Below are 15101 nucleotides of genomic sequence, written 5' to 3' on the forward strand. Positions count from 1 at the left end.
TGTAGCACCGGCATCGTGCTCTACGCCAGCGCGTGATTGCTGAGGCACTATGCGCGTCCCGACCCGCGGACGCCGCGTCCACGGGGTGATTCCGGACGTTTGTGGACGGCGAGCCAGGTGGCCTCCAGAGCGGCCTGGGACGCATCGAACATGCGCTGGGCAAGGCCGACGAACATGCAGTCGATCACCACCAGCTGTGCGAGCCGCGAGGCTGTGGCTCCCGAGCGGAAGACCGTCTCGCGGGCCGCGGTCACGAGCACGTGATCGGCTTCGCGGGCGATCGGTGATGTCGGGTTGTTGGTGACCGCGATGGTGACGGCACCGCCCTTTCGGGCGGCCCGGAACATGTCGAGGGTGTCGGTGGTGCTGCCGGAGTGCGAGATGGCGACCACCACGTCGCTCGGGCCGAGCAGGGCAGCCGAGGTGAGACCCAGGTGGGCGTCGCCGTACGAGACCGCCGTCCTGCCGATGCGGGTGAGCTTCTGCACGAAGTCGGCTCCGACGATCGCGGACGCGCCCACCCCGTACACATCGGTGCGCCGGGCGGCCTGCAGGGCGTCGATCGCGCGTTCGAGGGCGTCCAGGTCGAGCAGATCGGCGGTGTCGCGCACCGCCTGGGCGTCCAACTGGGCGATCTTGCGGACGACGGATGCCAGGTCGTCGCCTTCGGCGATGTCGCCGGCGGGTTCCTCCGGGCCGCCGTTGGCGCCGTCCGCGGCGAGCGCGAGGCGCAACTCCGGGTAACCGGGCAGACCGAGGGTGTGACACAGTCGGCTGACCGACGCCTGCGAGACTCCGGCGGCCGCGGCCAGGGCCGCGATCGGCAGTGATGCGCTGCCGACGGGATCGGCCAGGATCACCTCGGCCACACGGCGCTGCGCGCCCTGGAGCCCGTCGAACAATCCGCGCAACCGCGCTGTGACCGGATCGGGGTTCATAGACGTACGGTAGGCGACGCCGACCGTGCCTGGGCGGCTGCGGCGCGCAGGCCGGACGGATCGCCCGGACGACAGGGGTCGGCCGGGTGCGCCGCGACCGATTGGGCCGCCGTGTCGGCGTCCACCCCGGCGAGGAGGCTGACCAGCGCGATGCGCACCGATCCTCCGGCAGCGTTCAGGGCGGCCGCGGCCTGTTCGGCGCCCACCCCGGCTCCCTGCTCCAGCATTCGCACGGAACGTGCCTGCAGCTTCTCGTTCGACGGGATCATGTCGATCATCAGGTTGCTGTAGGTCTTGCCCAGCCGCACCATCGCGGCCGTGGACATCGCGTTGAGCACCATCTTCTGCGCGGTGGCGGCCTTGAGCCGGGTGGAGCCGGTGAGCACCTCCGGGCCCGTGTCGGGCAGGATCGCAACATCCGACAGGTCCGCCAGGGGCGCAGCAGGGTTGGTCGAGATCAGGACGGTTCGCAGCCCGCGCCGCCGGGCCTCCGCCAGGGCACCCCGGACGAACGGGGTGCGTCCCGACGCCGCCAGGCCGATCACGACGTCGCTGTCCCCGGCGGCCGCGGCGATCGACGCACCGGCCTCCTCGTCGTCCTCGGCGCCCTCGGTGGCCCGGGTCATCGCCTCGATTCCGCCGGCCAGATGGGCACAGACCTGACTCTCGTCGACGTGGAACGTCGGCCACAGCTCGACGGCGTCCAACACCCCCAACCGGCCCGACGTCCCCGAGCCGACGTAGTGCACGGTTCCGCCCGCGGCGATCGCGGACACCACGAGGTCGGTCGCTGCCGCGATCCGGTCGGCCATGGCCGAGACCGCGGCGGCCACTGCTGTGTCGGCCGCGAGCAGGATACCGACGATCTCCGCGGTGGGCCTGGTGTCGAGGTCGACCGACGCCGGGTTGAGCTGTTCGGTGCTCCACTCGAGTGTGTCGTCCTGGGGTTCGATATGGGGGGTCAATGGTCCTCCTGGCCGTTGATCTCGACCCGCCGTACGGGCCGGCAGGCATGGACGAGGCGTCCCACCGGTGGGGTGAGGCTGCCGAGCACGGCGGGGTGCCGGGCCCCGGTCGCACCGGCGACCGTTCCGGGGAGCCCGTTCACCGACAGATATCCGAGCAGCGCGAACAGATAGGCCTCCTTGGCGTCGGACGGCAGGCCCATCTCCGTGCTGCTCACGAGCGGGACGCGCAGGTGCGCGCGCAACCGGTCCACGAGTGCGGGGTTCCGCAGACCTCCTCCGGAGGCCACCACACGCTCGACCCCGCCGGCGGCGGTGATCGCGTCCGCCACAGTGACGGCGGTCAGCTCGGTGAGGGTGGCGAACAGGTCGCCGCCGCGCGGAGTGCGATCGCCGAGCAACTGTTCGACGTAGTGGGCGTGGAAGTACTCGCGTCCGGTGCTCTTCGGCCAGTCGAGTGCGTAGTAGGGATCGGTGAGCAGGGTCGTGAGGGCGGCGTCGTCCACCCGGCCCGATCGCGCCAGTGCGCCGTCGATGTCGGACGGCAATCCGTGCCACCGCTGGGCCGCGGCGTCCAGCAGACAGTTCGCGGGCCCGGTGTCCGCACTCGTCGGGACGCGTCCGGGGCCGACGACGGTGACGTTGGCGATACCGCCCAGGTTGAGGGCGGCGCTGGGCACATCTCCCAGCCACAGGGTGTCCAACGTGGAGGCCAGGGGAGCGCCTTGGCCACCGGCGGCGATGTCGGCGCTGCGCAGGTCGCTGACGACAGGTACGCCGGTGGCTGCATGGATCCAGGCGGGGTTGCCTATCTGCAGGCTGCCGAGCGCCCTGCCTCCTTCGACCCAGTGGTACAGGGTCTGGCCGTGGGAGCTGATGAGGTCGACCGGGCCGAACTCCTCGGTCGCCCACCGGGCCGCAGCCCCGAATGCCTTCCCGGCCTCGGTCTCGAGCCGACACCAGGTCGCGACGTTGCTGGTGGCCGGAGGAAGCGCGCCGAGCAGGTCGGAACGAAGATCCGCGGGCCACGGCCGCTCCGCGTGCCCGATCGGGCGCAGCCGCAGTACCTCTCCGTCGGCCTGAAAGTCGGCGACGGCGAGGTCGATGGCATCCATCGACGTGCCCGACAGCACTCCCAGTACCTTCACGACTGTGCCCCCATCAGCGCTGCCACCGCGGCACGGGCGTTCGCCGCACCGCCCCCGTGGGTGAGCACCAGCCGTTCGGACCGGGGAGCGGCCGCAGCCGTTCCCGTGTGCACGACCACGGCGTCGGGCCTGGCCTCCAGGAGCCTGGCCAGTGCCCTGCCCTCCTCGGGGTCGCCCAGCGGCTGGCGGGTGAGCGCGACCACCTGCTGAGCGTCGCCGACCGATGACAGGCCGTCGACATCGGCGGTGAGGGTGCGCGGATCTCGCGCCCTCAGGCTCGTCAGCAGCGGGTTGCCCTGGCTTCCCGAGGCGTGGTTGACGCGGCGGCGCAGGTCGACCAGCACCGGTGTCCCCCGTAGCCGTACGTCACCCTGGCTGACCAGTGCCGCGGAGGCGATCCGGTCCCCGAGCCCGTCCAGCCGCGAGAGCAGCGAGGCAGTCCCGGCGACCGAGAAGTCCGGGCGGCCGGGACGCGCGAGCGTCGCGTTCCGGGTGGCCGAAGCCCGGAGGTCTGCGGCACGCAGCCTTCCGGAGGCCACGGCCGCATCGATCGCGGCGGCGGCCTCCTCCAGGCCCGTACGGGCATCGCGATTGTGGGGGGCGTCCAGCAGCAGGAGGTCGGCGCCCGCCTCGAGCGCCCGGACGCAGGCCTCGCCCATGTCCCAGCGGTCGGAGATGGCTCGCATGCCCAGCGCATCGGTGATGATCGGGCCACCCAGCCCCAGGCCGCGTATGTCGCCCGTGGCCCAGGCCGACAGCGAGGCCGGCTCGGTTCCCCGGGCGGGGACGACGATGTGGGCGGTCATCACGGCGTCGGGACGAGCCGTGGCGAAGGGCTGTTCGTCGCGCTCGCGCAGCGTCGTGGCGTCGACGTCCAGCACGGGCAGGCTCAGGTGGCTGTCGGCCTTCGTGTCGCCGTGCCCGGGGAAGTGCTTCCCGCAGGACGCGACCCCGGCGTCGGCGAGCCCCGCGACGAAGGCCCGGCCGTGACGTCCGACCAGTTCGGCGGACGCGCCGAACGAACGGACGCCGATGACCGGGTTCAGCGGCTCGCCGGCGACATCCAGGCATGGTGACAGGGCCAGGTCGATGCCGGCCATGGCGATCAGGTGTCCGTACGCGGCGGCCGTCTCGCGGGTGAGAGCCGGGTCGTCGAGCACACCGAGCGCGGCATTGCCCGGCAGCGACGAACCGGACGACGCCTGCAGGCGCGTGACGTCGCCGCCCTCCTCGTCGCAACTCACCACGGCCTGCGGCCGGATCGCGTGGACCGCGTCCGTGATGCGCCGGGTGGCTTCGACGGACGGTGTGTTCTCGGCGAACAGCACCACACCCGCCAGGCCCGCGTCCAGCGCCTCGGCCAGCCAACTGGGTATCGAGGTGCCGGGGAAACCGGGCATCAGCACGCCATGTGCGAGGCTCATCCCTTCACCGCCCCCGCGGACAGGCCGGAGACCATGTTGCGCTGCACGGCGACGAAGAAGATGATCACCGGGATCGTGATGAGCGTGGACGCGGCCATGATCGGCCCCCAGTCGGCGGTGTTCTGGCCGAAGAAGCGCTGCAACCCGATGGCGACGGTGTACTTCGAGTCGTTCTGCAGGAAGGTCAGGGCGAAGATGAACTCGTTCCACGCGGTGATGAACGAGAAGACGCTGGTGGCGACCAGGCCGGGCGCGACCAGTGGGAACAGGATCGACCAGAACATCCGGCCCCAGCTGGCGCCGTCGACGTAGGCGGCCTCCTCGACCTCCACGGGCACGGCGGCGACGAACCCCCGCAGCATCCACACGGCGAACGGCAGGCTGAACGCCAGATAGACGATGGACAGTCCCAGCAGGCTGTTCAGCATGCCCAGCGACCGGGCCTGCAGGAACAGCGGGATCACCAGGGCTTCCTGGGGAATCATCTGTGCGATCAGCACCATCACGAGGATGGCGGTGCGGCCCCGGAACTTGAACCGGGCGACGGCGACGGCCGCCAGCAGGGCGATCAGGCTCGATATCACCACCGTGACGACGGCGACCAGTGCGGAGTTGAGCAGGTAGCGCCCGAAGCCGGCGCGGCCGAGCACGGTGTGGAAGTGCGCGAGGGTGAACTCGGAGGGGATCAGCTCCGCACCGCGGGTGGCGGCGTCGGCGTCCACCGACGTCGAGATCATCCAGTAGGCGGGGAACAGGAAGAAGACGACACAGACGATCACTCCCACGCCCTGGGCGATCGCGGTGGCGAGCTTGCGTGGGGTGAGGCGGGTGGCATCCGGGCGGCTCACAGCTCGTCCTCCTTGAACAGGGTGCGCAGATAGACCAGCGTGATCGCCATCAGCACGAGCGTCAGCACCACGGCGATGGCCGATCCCATGCCGTACTCGCTCTGTGCGAACGACTGGACGTAGGCCCAGACGCTGAGGTTGAAGACCTGCGGGTTCGTGCCGCCCCCGCCGGGCATCAGCCACATCTGGGTGAAGACCTTGAAGTCCCAGATGGTCGAGAGAATGGTGACGACGGCGAACACCGGCCGCAGGTTGGGCGCGGTCACGTTCCAGAACCGCTGCCAGGCTCCGGCGCCGTCGATCTTCGCCGCCTCGTAGAGATCGTCGGGCACCGTGAGCAGCCCGGCCAGCACGGTGACGGCGACGAACGGGATCGAGTGCTGCACCACGTTCAGCGTGACGATGGAGTAGAAGCTCCAGCGTTCCAGGAACCAGTTGACCGTGCCCGGCTCGATGACGCCGAGGCTGCCCAGCAGGTTGGTGGCCAGACCGTTGGAGGGGTCGAAGACGAAGACCCAGACGTAGGTGCCGGTGACCGCGGGCACCGCCCAGGCGATCATGAGCGCCGTCGACACGACGTAGCGCCAGAAAGTGGGCAGGCCCTTCAGGAAGAGCGCGACCAGCGTCCCCAGACCAACGGTCAGGACGACGCAGGCCACCGCCAGGCCGATCGTGTTCGGCAGCACCACGCTGTACAGGTATTCGTCGCCGAAGATCGCGGCGTAGTTGTCGAACCCGACGAAGTTCGTGGTGCCGCGGTTGAGCTCGCGCAGGCCGTAGTTCTGGAACGACAGCCAGATCACCCGGCCGAGTGGCCAGACGAGCAGGATGGCCAGCACGATCAGCATCGGTGCGAGCAGGAGCCAGGGACGCCGCCTCAGTGCGGCGCGACGGCTGCTGAAGCGGCGTCCCCGGCTCGCGGGCACGCCGGCAGGGGCCCCCGGGGTGGCCGGGGTCCCCTGCTCGGTGTGCGGTGATGCCATCGCGGTCACGCCTCGGCGAAGGTCTCGTCCATGGACGCCGCTGCGGTGTCCGCGGCGGTCTGGGCGTCCGCACTACCCGACAGGATCGACTGGAGCATGGTCGTGGTCACCTGCTTGCCCTGCACCTTGCCCCAAAGCGGGGTGACGGGCACCGAGGCGCCGCCTTCGACCATCTGGCGGGCGAACACCTGGGTGAGCTCGTCGCCCGACTCCATCTGCTCATTGAGCATCGACTTCAGGCCGGGGAAGTAGTTGCTCTGCTCCGCCCACTCCTGAGCGAGGTCGCCGGTGGTCATGAGCTTGACGAACTCCCATGCCAGATCCTGGTTCTCCGAGTTCTCGAAGATGCTCAGGTGCGAGCCGCCGACGAACGAGGGGGCGATGCCGCCGTCCTTGGCCGGAATGACGAAGGCGCCGATCTTGCCGGCGAGGTCGGGCGCGTCGGCCGCGATGCGGGCCGGGGTCCAGGAGCCCTGGATCACCATTCCGGTGTTGCCCTGCTCGAATGCCTTGAGCAGGTCGGTTTCCTTCCAGGTGGCCGCCGCGGCCTCGGAGGAGTTGTGGTCGAGCGCGAGTCCGGTGTAGTACTCGATGCCCTCCACGGCGTCGGCGGAGTTGATCTGCGAGGTCCACTGGCCGTCCGACTCGGTGGCGATCTCGCCGTCATTGCCCCAGATCCAGGGGTAGACGCCGTACTCGCTGCCGCCCGCGATCGGGAACGGGGTGACGTCGGGCTGGGTCTCCTTGATCTTCGTCACGGCCTCGGTGAGCTCGTCCCAGTTGGTGGGCTCGCTGACGCCGGCCTTCTCGAAGATCTCCTTGTTGTAGAGGAACGCCCGGACTCCGGCGTACCACGGCATGCCGTAGAGGCTGCCGTCCACCGTGCCCGCGTCCACCAGGCTGTCGACCAGGTCGTCGGTGAGCCCGTCGGCCTCGACCCGGTCGGTGAGGTCGACCAGGGCGCCCGCGTCGGCGAACTCCGGGGTCCAGGTGGTTCCGACCTCGGCGACGTCGGGAGTGGTGCCGCCGGCGATCGCGGTGGCGAACTTGTCCTTGGCCGAGGCCCAGGGGACCATCTCGATGTCGACGTCGGCACCGGTGGAATCCTTGAAGGACGTCTTCACCTGGTCGAAGAACGCGGTGGCGTCGGGGTTGGTGCCCTCCATGATCCAGACCGTGAGGGTCTTGCCCTCGCCGATCTTGCCTCCGGAGCTGGATGCGTCGGTGCCCGGCGTCCCGCCGCTACAGGCGGCGAGGCCGAAGGCCATGACGCCCGCTGTCAGGCCCAACAGGAGCTTTTTCATGATTCCTCCTTGTAACTGTCCGGGTGGCTCCGGACAGTGGCGCTGTGAAAGAATGTTACACAGTTTGCTGTAGTGCTGAAACATAGCATCGCGGATCGTCGGCGGGGCGACCTGAAACGGAATCGTTACAGTGGGGTTGGTCTATGTATCTGCTGGGGATGGACATCGGTGGAACCAGCGTCCGTGCGGTCGTCACCGACGAGGCCGGGACGCTGGTGGGGCGCGGACGCTCCGGGGGGGCCAACTTCCGTTCGTCCGACGGAGATCCGGTCTCCCACCTGGACGATGCACTGGGTCAGGCGTTGGGCTCGGCCGGCCTGGACGGCTCACAGGTCCACGCCGCGGCCGTCGGAGCCGCCGGTGCAGCGCAAGGCGGGCGCGCGACCGTGTCGGCGATGCTCGAGGAGACCTTCCGGCCTCGGGGAATCCCCACGCCCGTGCTCGTGGACGACACCGACATCGCGTTCCGCTCGGCGGCGCCGGCCTCCGACGGGGTGCTGCTGCTGGCGGGCACCGGCTCGGGAGCGGCGCGGTACAGCCGGTGGCGACAGGTCGCGCGGTGCGACGGCATGGGGTGGCTGCTGGGCGACGAGGGGTCGGGGGTCTGGCTCGGACGCGAGGTGCTGCGTGCCGCGGCCGCCGACCTCGACCGGCGGGGCCCCGCCACCGCGCTGACCGGGGAGGTCCTGCGGAAACTCGGTGTGCCGGACGCGGGCGACCCGCGCCAGCCGTTGATCGCCGCTGCTGCAAGCCTGCCGGCGGCAGCCTGGGGACGGTTCGCCGCGCCGGCTCTGGAACTCGACGGGCGGGACGCGGTCGCCGACGCCCTGCTCGACGAGGCAGCCGCGCGGCTGACGGCGATCGCCGAGGCGGTCTCCGCGAAGGACGAGGTGGTCTTCGCCGGGGGTCTGCTGGCGGCGGGCCCGCTCCGCGCGCGACTGCTGCGCCGCTTCACCGGCCCCTATGCGGCTCACCCGGTGGTGGGGGCCTGCGCACTGGCCGCCGACTCGGCCGGCGCTCCCCTCGACAGGGCGGCGTTGCTCGCGGCGCTCGACCGCAAGGATGCCGAGCGAGGCGGCGCCGGCGGGTGATCCCGCAGCGTGGTGTGGCTCCCTGAGCCTGTCGAAGGGGTGGTGTGGTTCCCTGAGCCTGTCGAAGGGACGCAGGCGTGTAGGGATGGCTCCCTGAGCCTGTCGAAGGGACGCAGGCGCGTAGGTGGCTCCCTGAGCCTGTCGAAGGGACGCAGGCATGTGGAGTAGGTCCCTGAGCCTGTCGAAGGGACGTGCTGGTCTAGACAGCCTCGACGAGCACCTCGGAGGATTCACCGATCACCCGGCGTGCCCGCCCTCGGCGTCGACGCGGCAGGCGCATGGGCCTGCGGCAGCGGGAGCCGCACGACGAACCGGGAGAAGCCCGGCTGCCCGGCAGCCGCGGCACGGCTGTCGAGGGTGACCGATCCGCCGTGAGCCTTTGCCACTGCGGCGACGATCGCCAGCCCCAACCCGGTCGACCCCTCGCGGTCGTGGGTGCGGGCCTCGTCCGCCTTGGTGAACCGCTCGAAGATGGTGGCTCGTAGCGCTTCGGGGATTCCCGGCCCGTTGTCGGTGACGGCGATGGTGGCGTACTGGCCGTCGATGGCCAGACTGGTGTCGACCCGGGTGCCCTCGGGGGTGTGCTTGCGTGCGTTGCTGAGCAGGTTCGAGACCACCTGGAGCAACTGGTTCGCGTCCCCCCGGACGACCACGGGATCGTCCGGCATGGTGATCGTCCAGGCATGGCCGGGGCCGGCCGCCCGCGCGTCGCTCACCGCGTTGAGCACGGTCTCGGTGAGGTCGACGTCGGTGACCTCGTGGTTGGGCCCGTTGTCGAGCCGGGCGAGCAGGAGCATCTGTTCCACGAGGCGGCTCATCCGCTCGGATTCCGACTCGATGCGTCCGAGTGCGAACACCGTGTCGCTCGGCAGCGGCTCCCGGCTGCGGCGGGTGAGTTCGGCGTATCCGCGGATCGAGGCCAGGGGATTGCGCAATTCGTGGCTGGCGTCGGCGACGAACTCCCGGACGCGGGTCTCGGATGCCTGTCGGGCCTGCAGGGACGATTCCACGTTGTCGAGCATCGAATTGAAGGCCGACCCGACGCGTCCGACCTCGCTCGTGGGGTCGAGCCCACTGGTCGGCACACGGATGCCGAGGTCGACCTCCCCCGATTCGAGCGGCAGGGTGGCGACCTCGGAGGCGGTGTCGGCGAGTCTGGTCAGGGGACGCAGCGAAGCCCTCACGATCACGTTCGAGACCACCGCGGCCACTCCGAGGGCGAGTACCGCCAGCAGGGCTTCGATGGCGATCATCTGGTGGATCACGCTCTCGGTGACTTCGAGGGGCGCCGCCACAGCCAGGGCGTACCCCTGGTAGGTGACGGCGACCGCACGGAAGCTGCCCAGGTCGTCGATGTGGATCGTGCGAACCTGACCGTCGCGGGCGAGCCCGGCGAGGGCCTGGATCTGATCGAGTTCCGCGGTGGTCGATCCCGAGGCGGCGACCACGGTCGCCGTGACCTGGCCACCCGGGGAGACCGTCAGCGAGATGCTGCCCTGCGGCATGCCACCGAGCCTGAGCTTGTCAGGCTGCAGATCGGGAGTCTCGTCGGACACGTGCCCGCGGGGTCCCTCGTCGGAGGCGTGTACGGCGTAGTTGAGCTGCTGGTCGAGGTTGCTCACGAGGATCGTGTGGACGACGAACGTCGACAGCGCGCTGATGACGATCGTCACCGCGGCCACGATCAGGCAGATGCGGACGACGAGCTGGCGCCGTAGCGTCGGGCTACGAGACCGGCTTGAGGACATACCCCGCTCCGCGCATGGTGTGGATCATCGGCTTGCGCCCGGCGTCGATCTTCTTGCGCAGGTAGCTGATGTAGAGCTCGACGACGTTCGCCTGGCCGCCGAAGTCGTAGTTCCACACCCGGTCGAGGATCTGGGCCTTCGACAGGACGCGCCGCGGGTTGCGCATCAGGTACCTCAGCAACTCGAACTCGGTCGCCGTGAGGTGCACGGGCTCGCCGCTGCGGGTGACCTCGTGCGAGTCCTCGTCCAGGGTCAGATCGCCGACGACGAGCAGCGCGTCGGGCTTGCGGCTGGCCGCGCCACTGCGGCGTAGCAGCGCGCGGAGCCGGGCGATCAGCTCTTCGAGGCTGAACGGCTTGGTGACGTAGTCGTCGCCGCCGGCGGTGAGGCCGGCGATGCGGTCGGCCACCGCGTCCCGTGCGGTGAGGAAGATCACCGGCATGTCCGGCTGATCGGTGCGGACGCGGCGCATCACCTCCAGGCCGTCGAAGTCGGGCAGCATCATGTCGAGGACGATGGCATCGGGCTTCGTGTCACGGGCCACGCGTACGGCCTCGTTGCCCGACGCCGCGGTGTAGGGCTGCCAGCCCTCGTAGCGCAGCGCCATGCTCAGCAACTCGGTGAGGCTGGGCTCGTCGTCGACGGCCAGGACGCGAATCGGTGAGCCGTCGGGCCGGGTGAGTTCGTCAATGTCTTCGCTGGGCATGTGTCAAGCCTTCCACTGTGACCGCAGGAACCGCTGTGGGTTTGCTGTGTCACAGCTGTGAAGAACCGAGGGCGGGCTGGTAGAGCTCATCGTCGTCCCGATCGGCACGCCGGCCGCGGGCGAACAGCGCGTCGAGCCCCACGTGGTGTGCACCGACCGCGAGGAAGACCACCCCGAGCGTGGCGAGCGCGGCGTTGTACTCGAAGCCGCCGTCGGCGAGGTAGACGCCCGACGGCAGTTTGATCAGCGCGATGACCAGCGCCTGCTCGATGACGACGACCGCCGAGACGAAGCGCGTGAGCAGCCCCAGGACGAGCAGTGCGCCCGCCATGGCCTCGAAGACGATGGTGGCGTAGGCGAGCACCTCGGCCTGGGGGATCTGGTGGTCACGCAGCATGGCGGTCTGTGCGTCGATGCCGGCGACGCTCCAGCGCCACCAGGCGTGGGCCAGCAGGATCGCGGCGAACGCCAGCCGGGCTATGAACAGCAGCAGGCTGCGGACGACGGTCCCCGCCCGGTTGGGGGCAGTGACAGCGGATGCGGTATAGGCCATGGGGCACCTCCCGGCTCAACGTTAGCCCAGGCCTGCGACAACGAGGTTGACCTCAGGGCATGTCCTCGCCGTCCACGTCGGAACCCGCCACGCGGACGGTGATCACTTGGTGCTCGTCGGTTCGCTCGATCATCAGGTTCATTCCTTGTCGGTTGGGGGTTCGTCCGGCGTCGGGAGCATCAGCCGCCCACGGGCAGGGTGGCCGTCTGCGCGCCTTTGCTCACGGTGACGGCCGGTCCCTCGCCCGTGTCGGCGATGTACACGGACAGCCCGTCGGCCTCCGCGATGCCCGCGGCGCGCTGCCCGGCGGTCACCAGGCCCGCGACGGTCTGCGGTGTGACGGCCGTCAGGTCGATCGGCGTGCCGCCGTCGGCGGCCTGGCGCAGGACGACGGCCGAGTCGGACGGGCTCGCCAGGCTGCGCGACCACGCGGGCGCCCAGCCCTCGGGGGTGGTGGCGTCGGCGGCCAGCAGTACGTACGCCTGCTCGGGGCCGAGCTGGACGCTGAGGACGCTCATCTCGGGCGCGAGGAGCTCCAGCTCCGACCACAGGGTGGTCAGGGTCGCGTCGTCCCACTCGGCTGCCAGCGCGGGCAGCGCGGTGTCGTTCAGCTGCGTGGACGTGGGGTTCCCGTCGCAGGCCGACCGGCTGAGCAGCGCGGCCTCGGAGGCTGTGCTGACGTCCAGCTGCCACGAGCCCTCGCACACGTCGTCCAGTGCGCTGGCCCGCGACACCGTCTCGGCCACGGGAAACTCCGCCGACGGTCTCGCGGCGACGGGCTGGCTCGCCGTGGTGGTCTCGGATCGCTCGGGCAGCAGCGTCACGAGCGTCACCCCGCCGTCGTCCGACCGCAGGTTGAGCTGCAGCTCGGACGAGCGGACGACGATCGCGGCGACCGGCCGACCGTGCTCCGCGATGGCCTCGTCCAGCAGAGCGGCAGCCTGGTCCAGCAGAGGAGTGACCGGAGCCGTGCAGCCCGCCAGCACCAGCGCCATCGCCGCGGCGAGCGTCCCTCGTCTCCTCATGGCGCGATCCTATTCGCGCACGAAGTCACCGGCCTTCGCGCTCTTGCGGCCCTGCGCCTTCCCGGTTCTGAATCTTTCGCTGGCGGACGAGCCCGAGGACGTTAACGACCTTATCGAGCAAGCAGAAGAACCAGGTTGTGGGTGACGGGCACCCAGGCCAGAAAGAGTTCCTCCGCCTCCATGACAAAGGAACAAAACACTGAATGCTACAGGCGACCGGCAGCGAGCTGCCACTCAAGTACGTTTACTGCTACGCGGTCGAACAATTCCTCTAAATCTTCAGATGAGAAATTAGTTTGGTCGAAACCACACGAAACCCAACGGTTTCGAAGAAGTTCGTCCGGTAGATATCCCGTATCGACGTCGCCAACATCCCAGCCGACTCTTCCTGCAGTCTCCCAGCAACTGTATAGTTTCCCGTCGGCGTTTACTACCGCACCGTTCAAACCTCGAGCTTCTGCACAATAGACACACCCTTTGGAGGAAGGCGGAGGCGCCAGCGTGAATCCATGTTCGAGGAGTTTGACGCTACAGGAGGTTAGAAGCGAGATCAAATCAGAATTCGAAAAGCTCTCATCTTGCAAGTCGAGGCCGACCGAGTATCCATTACCTATGTCGTAAACGGGGGCAAAGTCGACAGCGCAACGCCTGCCATCCAATCTTTCGATCAAATCGGTCGTCAACTCGTCTATCGAGTCGATGTTCTGCTTTGAGATGTTGATCCGGATGTCCCAATCGATCACGGTCTTGTCAGTGCACCGCTGGAGGTTTGTGAGAATCTGTTCATACGTAGGACGGCCGGAACGTGTGGTGCGAATTGTGTCGTGCGCCCGACGGGCGCCATCGAATGTGACCTTAACTCGCTTCAGCCCGTAGTGCGCCAACTCGTTGGCCAATTCATCGCCTAGGAGATAACCATTTGAGACCATGATTGCGCCTACTAAACCAAGCGGGCGTGCGCGTTTCAGCAAATCCAAACATCCTTCAGGGTTGAGCAGCGGTTCGCCTCCGAATAGCAGTATGTGGAGACCTGTCTTGGACGCAAACCGCATCTGCTGCTGAGTGAACCTCAGGATTTTGGCGGTTGTGTCAACGTCGAGTCTCAAAGACTTCAGTCGAGGCGGATTCTGGACACCATGAGAAGCGGCTCCCGTATTCTGAAAGCAGTAGTTACAACCGCAGTTGCAGCTCGTCGACGTTAGGACAGTCAAATAGTAAGTGGCGTCGTCCCCGTCGCTCGACTGAAAAAAGCCGCCATTTTCGAGATCCAGCATGACATGATCGGCGATGATTCCCTGCTCGTTTACTGCGGTAGTGGGTAGGAGTGCTATGGTTTCGCTCCCAAAGACCCACCAGCCTTCGGACCCTTTTAGAATCTTCATGAGGTCACCTTTCTTTGAACCGGGTTGCCGACCTTAAGGTCGGCAACCCGGTTCATGGAGAACTTTCCTATTGATCAAAAGATGCCGCAGACCCCGCGCCGTGAGCGCTTGATAAGCTTAATCATTCTCGTCACCTCCTCCGTAAACATTTCTTGGAAAAACTGTGCCCTCATGGGAGACGAAGCGCCGAATATACAATCTTGCGAAAGTCCTGCTCGCCGTCGGCCCGAAACAGATTTCGGGATCGAATCCCTCGTTTCTGGACCCTAGTGAATCCCGCATCCTTGAGGACTCTCGTGACTTCGGAGACTCTATAGTGACGCTGGGTATGAATCGAGTTGTGTTCGGTATCACCACGCCACATGCCCGTTCCGTATTCCTGGCCTAGAGTGTATTGGAAAAGTCTACCAGCCTGAATTTCGTTATACTTAGGGCGCAGAGTAAACGATCCGGCAGCCGTCTCATAGACAACCGCTCCTTCTGCAATAGCTCTGTAAGTATTGAGCGTGTTTAGATCGAACACGAGAACAGCTCCACTGCGCATCCTTGCGTAAAACCCTTGTATTGCCTGACGAAAGTCGTGAAGGGTTAGCAGGTAATTCATAGAATCATTCCAGCATGTCACCAAATCGAATGATTCAGCAAAAATCGGTAGATGGCGCATGTCTGCGTTGAATATGGTGGCTCGCGAAAGTGAAGGCTTCTTTCTGGCCACGTCTAACATTTCGTCGCAGTAATCAAATGCCCATACGCTCATGCCATGGCGCGCGAACTGCTCTGCTAGGTTCCCGGTTCCTGTCGCGGCGTCGAGAACATCGACGGGACGGCACCCGTCCAGTGCGGCGATCTCAAGTATGAGCTCAGCGGCCCGCCCGTAGTCGTCAACGCTCTTGTAGAGGTCGTATATGGGGGCGAACTGACTGTACGTGGCGTCGGCGGTGCTTATGGGTGGGAGGTTGTCGAGCGGCATGGCCTAGATACTAGTC

The 15101-nt window shown here is 67.6% G+C and carries 14 protein-coding genes; 1 reads left to right on the forward strand and 13 read right to left on the reverse strand.

The genetic code is table 11. The annotated features are described in order from the left end of the window. Window positions 1–47: 47 nt before the first annotated feature. From FB473_RS14950 to FB473_RS14980, 7 genes are read right to left on the reverse strand one after another with little or no spacing between them, the layout of a single operon-like run. A complete protein-coding gene (locus tag FB473_RS14950) occupies window positions 48–938 on the reverse strand; it encodes a MurR/RpiR family transcriptional regulator (RefSeq protein WP_167170550.1) in 891 nt (296 codons plus the stop codon). Further along, complete coding sequence (locus FB473_RS14955; protein ID WP_167170553.1) at window positions 935–1903, reverse strand: N-acetylmuramic acid 6-phosphate etherase; 969 nt, start codon at window positions 1901–1903, stop codon at window positions 935–937. Before FB473_RS14955 ends, FB473_RS14950 begins: the two co-directional genes overlap by 4 nt. After that, the gene (locus FB473_RS14960; protein WP_167170556.1) at window positions 1900–3051 is read right to left on the reverse strand and encodes an anhydro-N-acetylmuramic acid kinase; all 1152 of its coding nucleotides are present in this window, start codon (window positions 3049–3051) and stop codon (window positions 1900–1902) included. Before FB473_RS14960 ends, FB473_RS14955 begins: the two co-directional genes overlap by 4 nt. Then, on the reverse strand, window positions 3048–4475 hold the full coding sequence (locus tag FB473_RS14965) for a glycoside hydrolase family 3 N-terminal domain-containing protein (protein WP_167170559.1): 1428 nt from the start codon (window positions 4473–4475) through the stop codon (window positions 3048–3050). Before FB473_RS14965 ends, FB473_RS14960 begins: the two co-directional genes overlap by 4 nt. Further along, window positions 4472–5323: a carbohydrate ABC transporter permease gene (locus FB473_RS14970; protein WP_341770150.1), complete on the reverse strand. Its 852-nt coding sequence runs from the start codon at window positions 5321–5323 to the stop codon at window positions 4472–4474. The genes FB473_RS14965 and FB473_RS14970 overlap by 4 nt, the downstream gene beginning before the upstream one ends. Next, on the reverse strand, window positions 5320–6306 hold the full coding sequence (locus FB473_RS14975) for a carbohydrate ABC transporter permease (RefSeq protein ID WP_167170562.1): 987 nt from the start codon (window positions 6304–6306) through the stop codon (window positions 5320–5322). The genes FB473_RS14970 and FB473_RS14975 overlap by 4 nt, the downstream gene beginning before the upstream one ends. Window positions 6307–6311: 5 nt before the next feature. Beyond that, on the reverse strand, window positions 6312–7610 hold the full coding sequence (locus FB473_RS14980) for a sugar ABC transporter substrate-binding protein (RefSeq protein ID WP_167170565.1): 1299 nt from the start codon (window positions 7608–7610) through the stop codon (window positions 6312–6314). 143 nt (window positions 7611–7753) lie between these two features. Between FB473_RS14980 and FB473_RS14985 the strand changes: the two genes are divergently transcribed. Next, entirely contained in the window at window positions 7754–8701 is a 948-nt protein-coding gene (locus FB473_RS14985; RefSeq protein ID WP_167170568.1) for an N-acetylglucosamine kinase, read from the forward strand. 230 nt (window positions 8702–8931) lie between these two features. Here FB473_RS14985 and FB473_RS14990 read toward each other — a convergent pair whose 3' ends face one another. The 6 genes from FB473_RS14990 to FB473_RS15015 all read right to left on the reverse strand — a co-directional run bounded on the left by FB473_RS14990 (window position 8932) and on the right by FB473_RS15015 (window position 15085). After that, window positions 8932–10449, reverse strand: coding sequence for a sensor histidine kinase (locus tag FB473_RS14990; protein WP_167170571.1), 1518 nt, complete (start codon window positions 10447–10449; stop codon window positions 8932–8934). Next, entirely contained in the window at window positions 10427–11155 is a 729-nt protein-coding gene (locus FB473_RS14995) for a response regulator transcription factor (RefSeq protein ID WP_167170574.1), read from the reverse strand. Before FB473_RS14995 ends, FB473_RS14990 begins: the two co-directional genes overlap by 23 nt. A 49-nt stretch (window positions 11156–11204) precedes the next feature. Then, window positions 11205–11708, reverse strand: coding sequence for a DoxX family protein (locus FB473_RS15000; protein WP_167170577.1), 504 nt, complete (start codon window positions 11706–11708; stop codon window positions 11205–11207). A 179-nt stretch (window positions 11709–11887) separates the two neighbouring features. Further along, window positions 11888–12733, reverse strand: a complete 846-nt coding sequence (locus FB473_RS15005) for a hypothetical protein (protein ID WP_167170580.1) — start codon at window positions 12731–12733, stop codon at window positions 11888–11890. A gap of 206 nt (window positions 12734–12939) precedes the next feature. Beyond that, the gene (locus FB473_RS15010) at window positions 12940–14115 is read right to left on the reverse strand and encodes a radical SAM protein (protein ID WP_167170584.1); all 1176 of its coding nucleotides are present in this window, start codon (window positions 14113–14115) and stop codon (window positions 12940–12942) included. Window positions 14116–14284: 169 nt separating this feature from the next. Beyond that, a complete protein-coding gene (locus FB473_RS15015; RefSeq protein ID WP_167170587.1) occupies window positions 14285–15085 on the reverse strand; it encodes a class I SAM-dependent DNA methyltransferase in 801 nt (266 codons plus the stop codon). Between the last annotated feature and the right edge of the window lie 16 nt (window positions 15086–15101).

Source organism: Brooklawnia cerclae (genome assembly GCF_011758645.1).
Lineage (GTDB): Bacteria > Actinomycetota > Actinomycetes > Propionibacteriales > Propionibacteriaceae > Brooklawnia > Brooklawnia cerclae.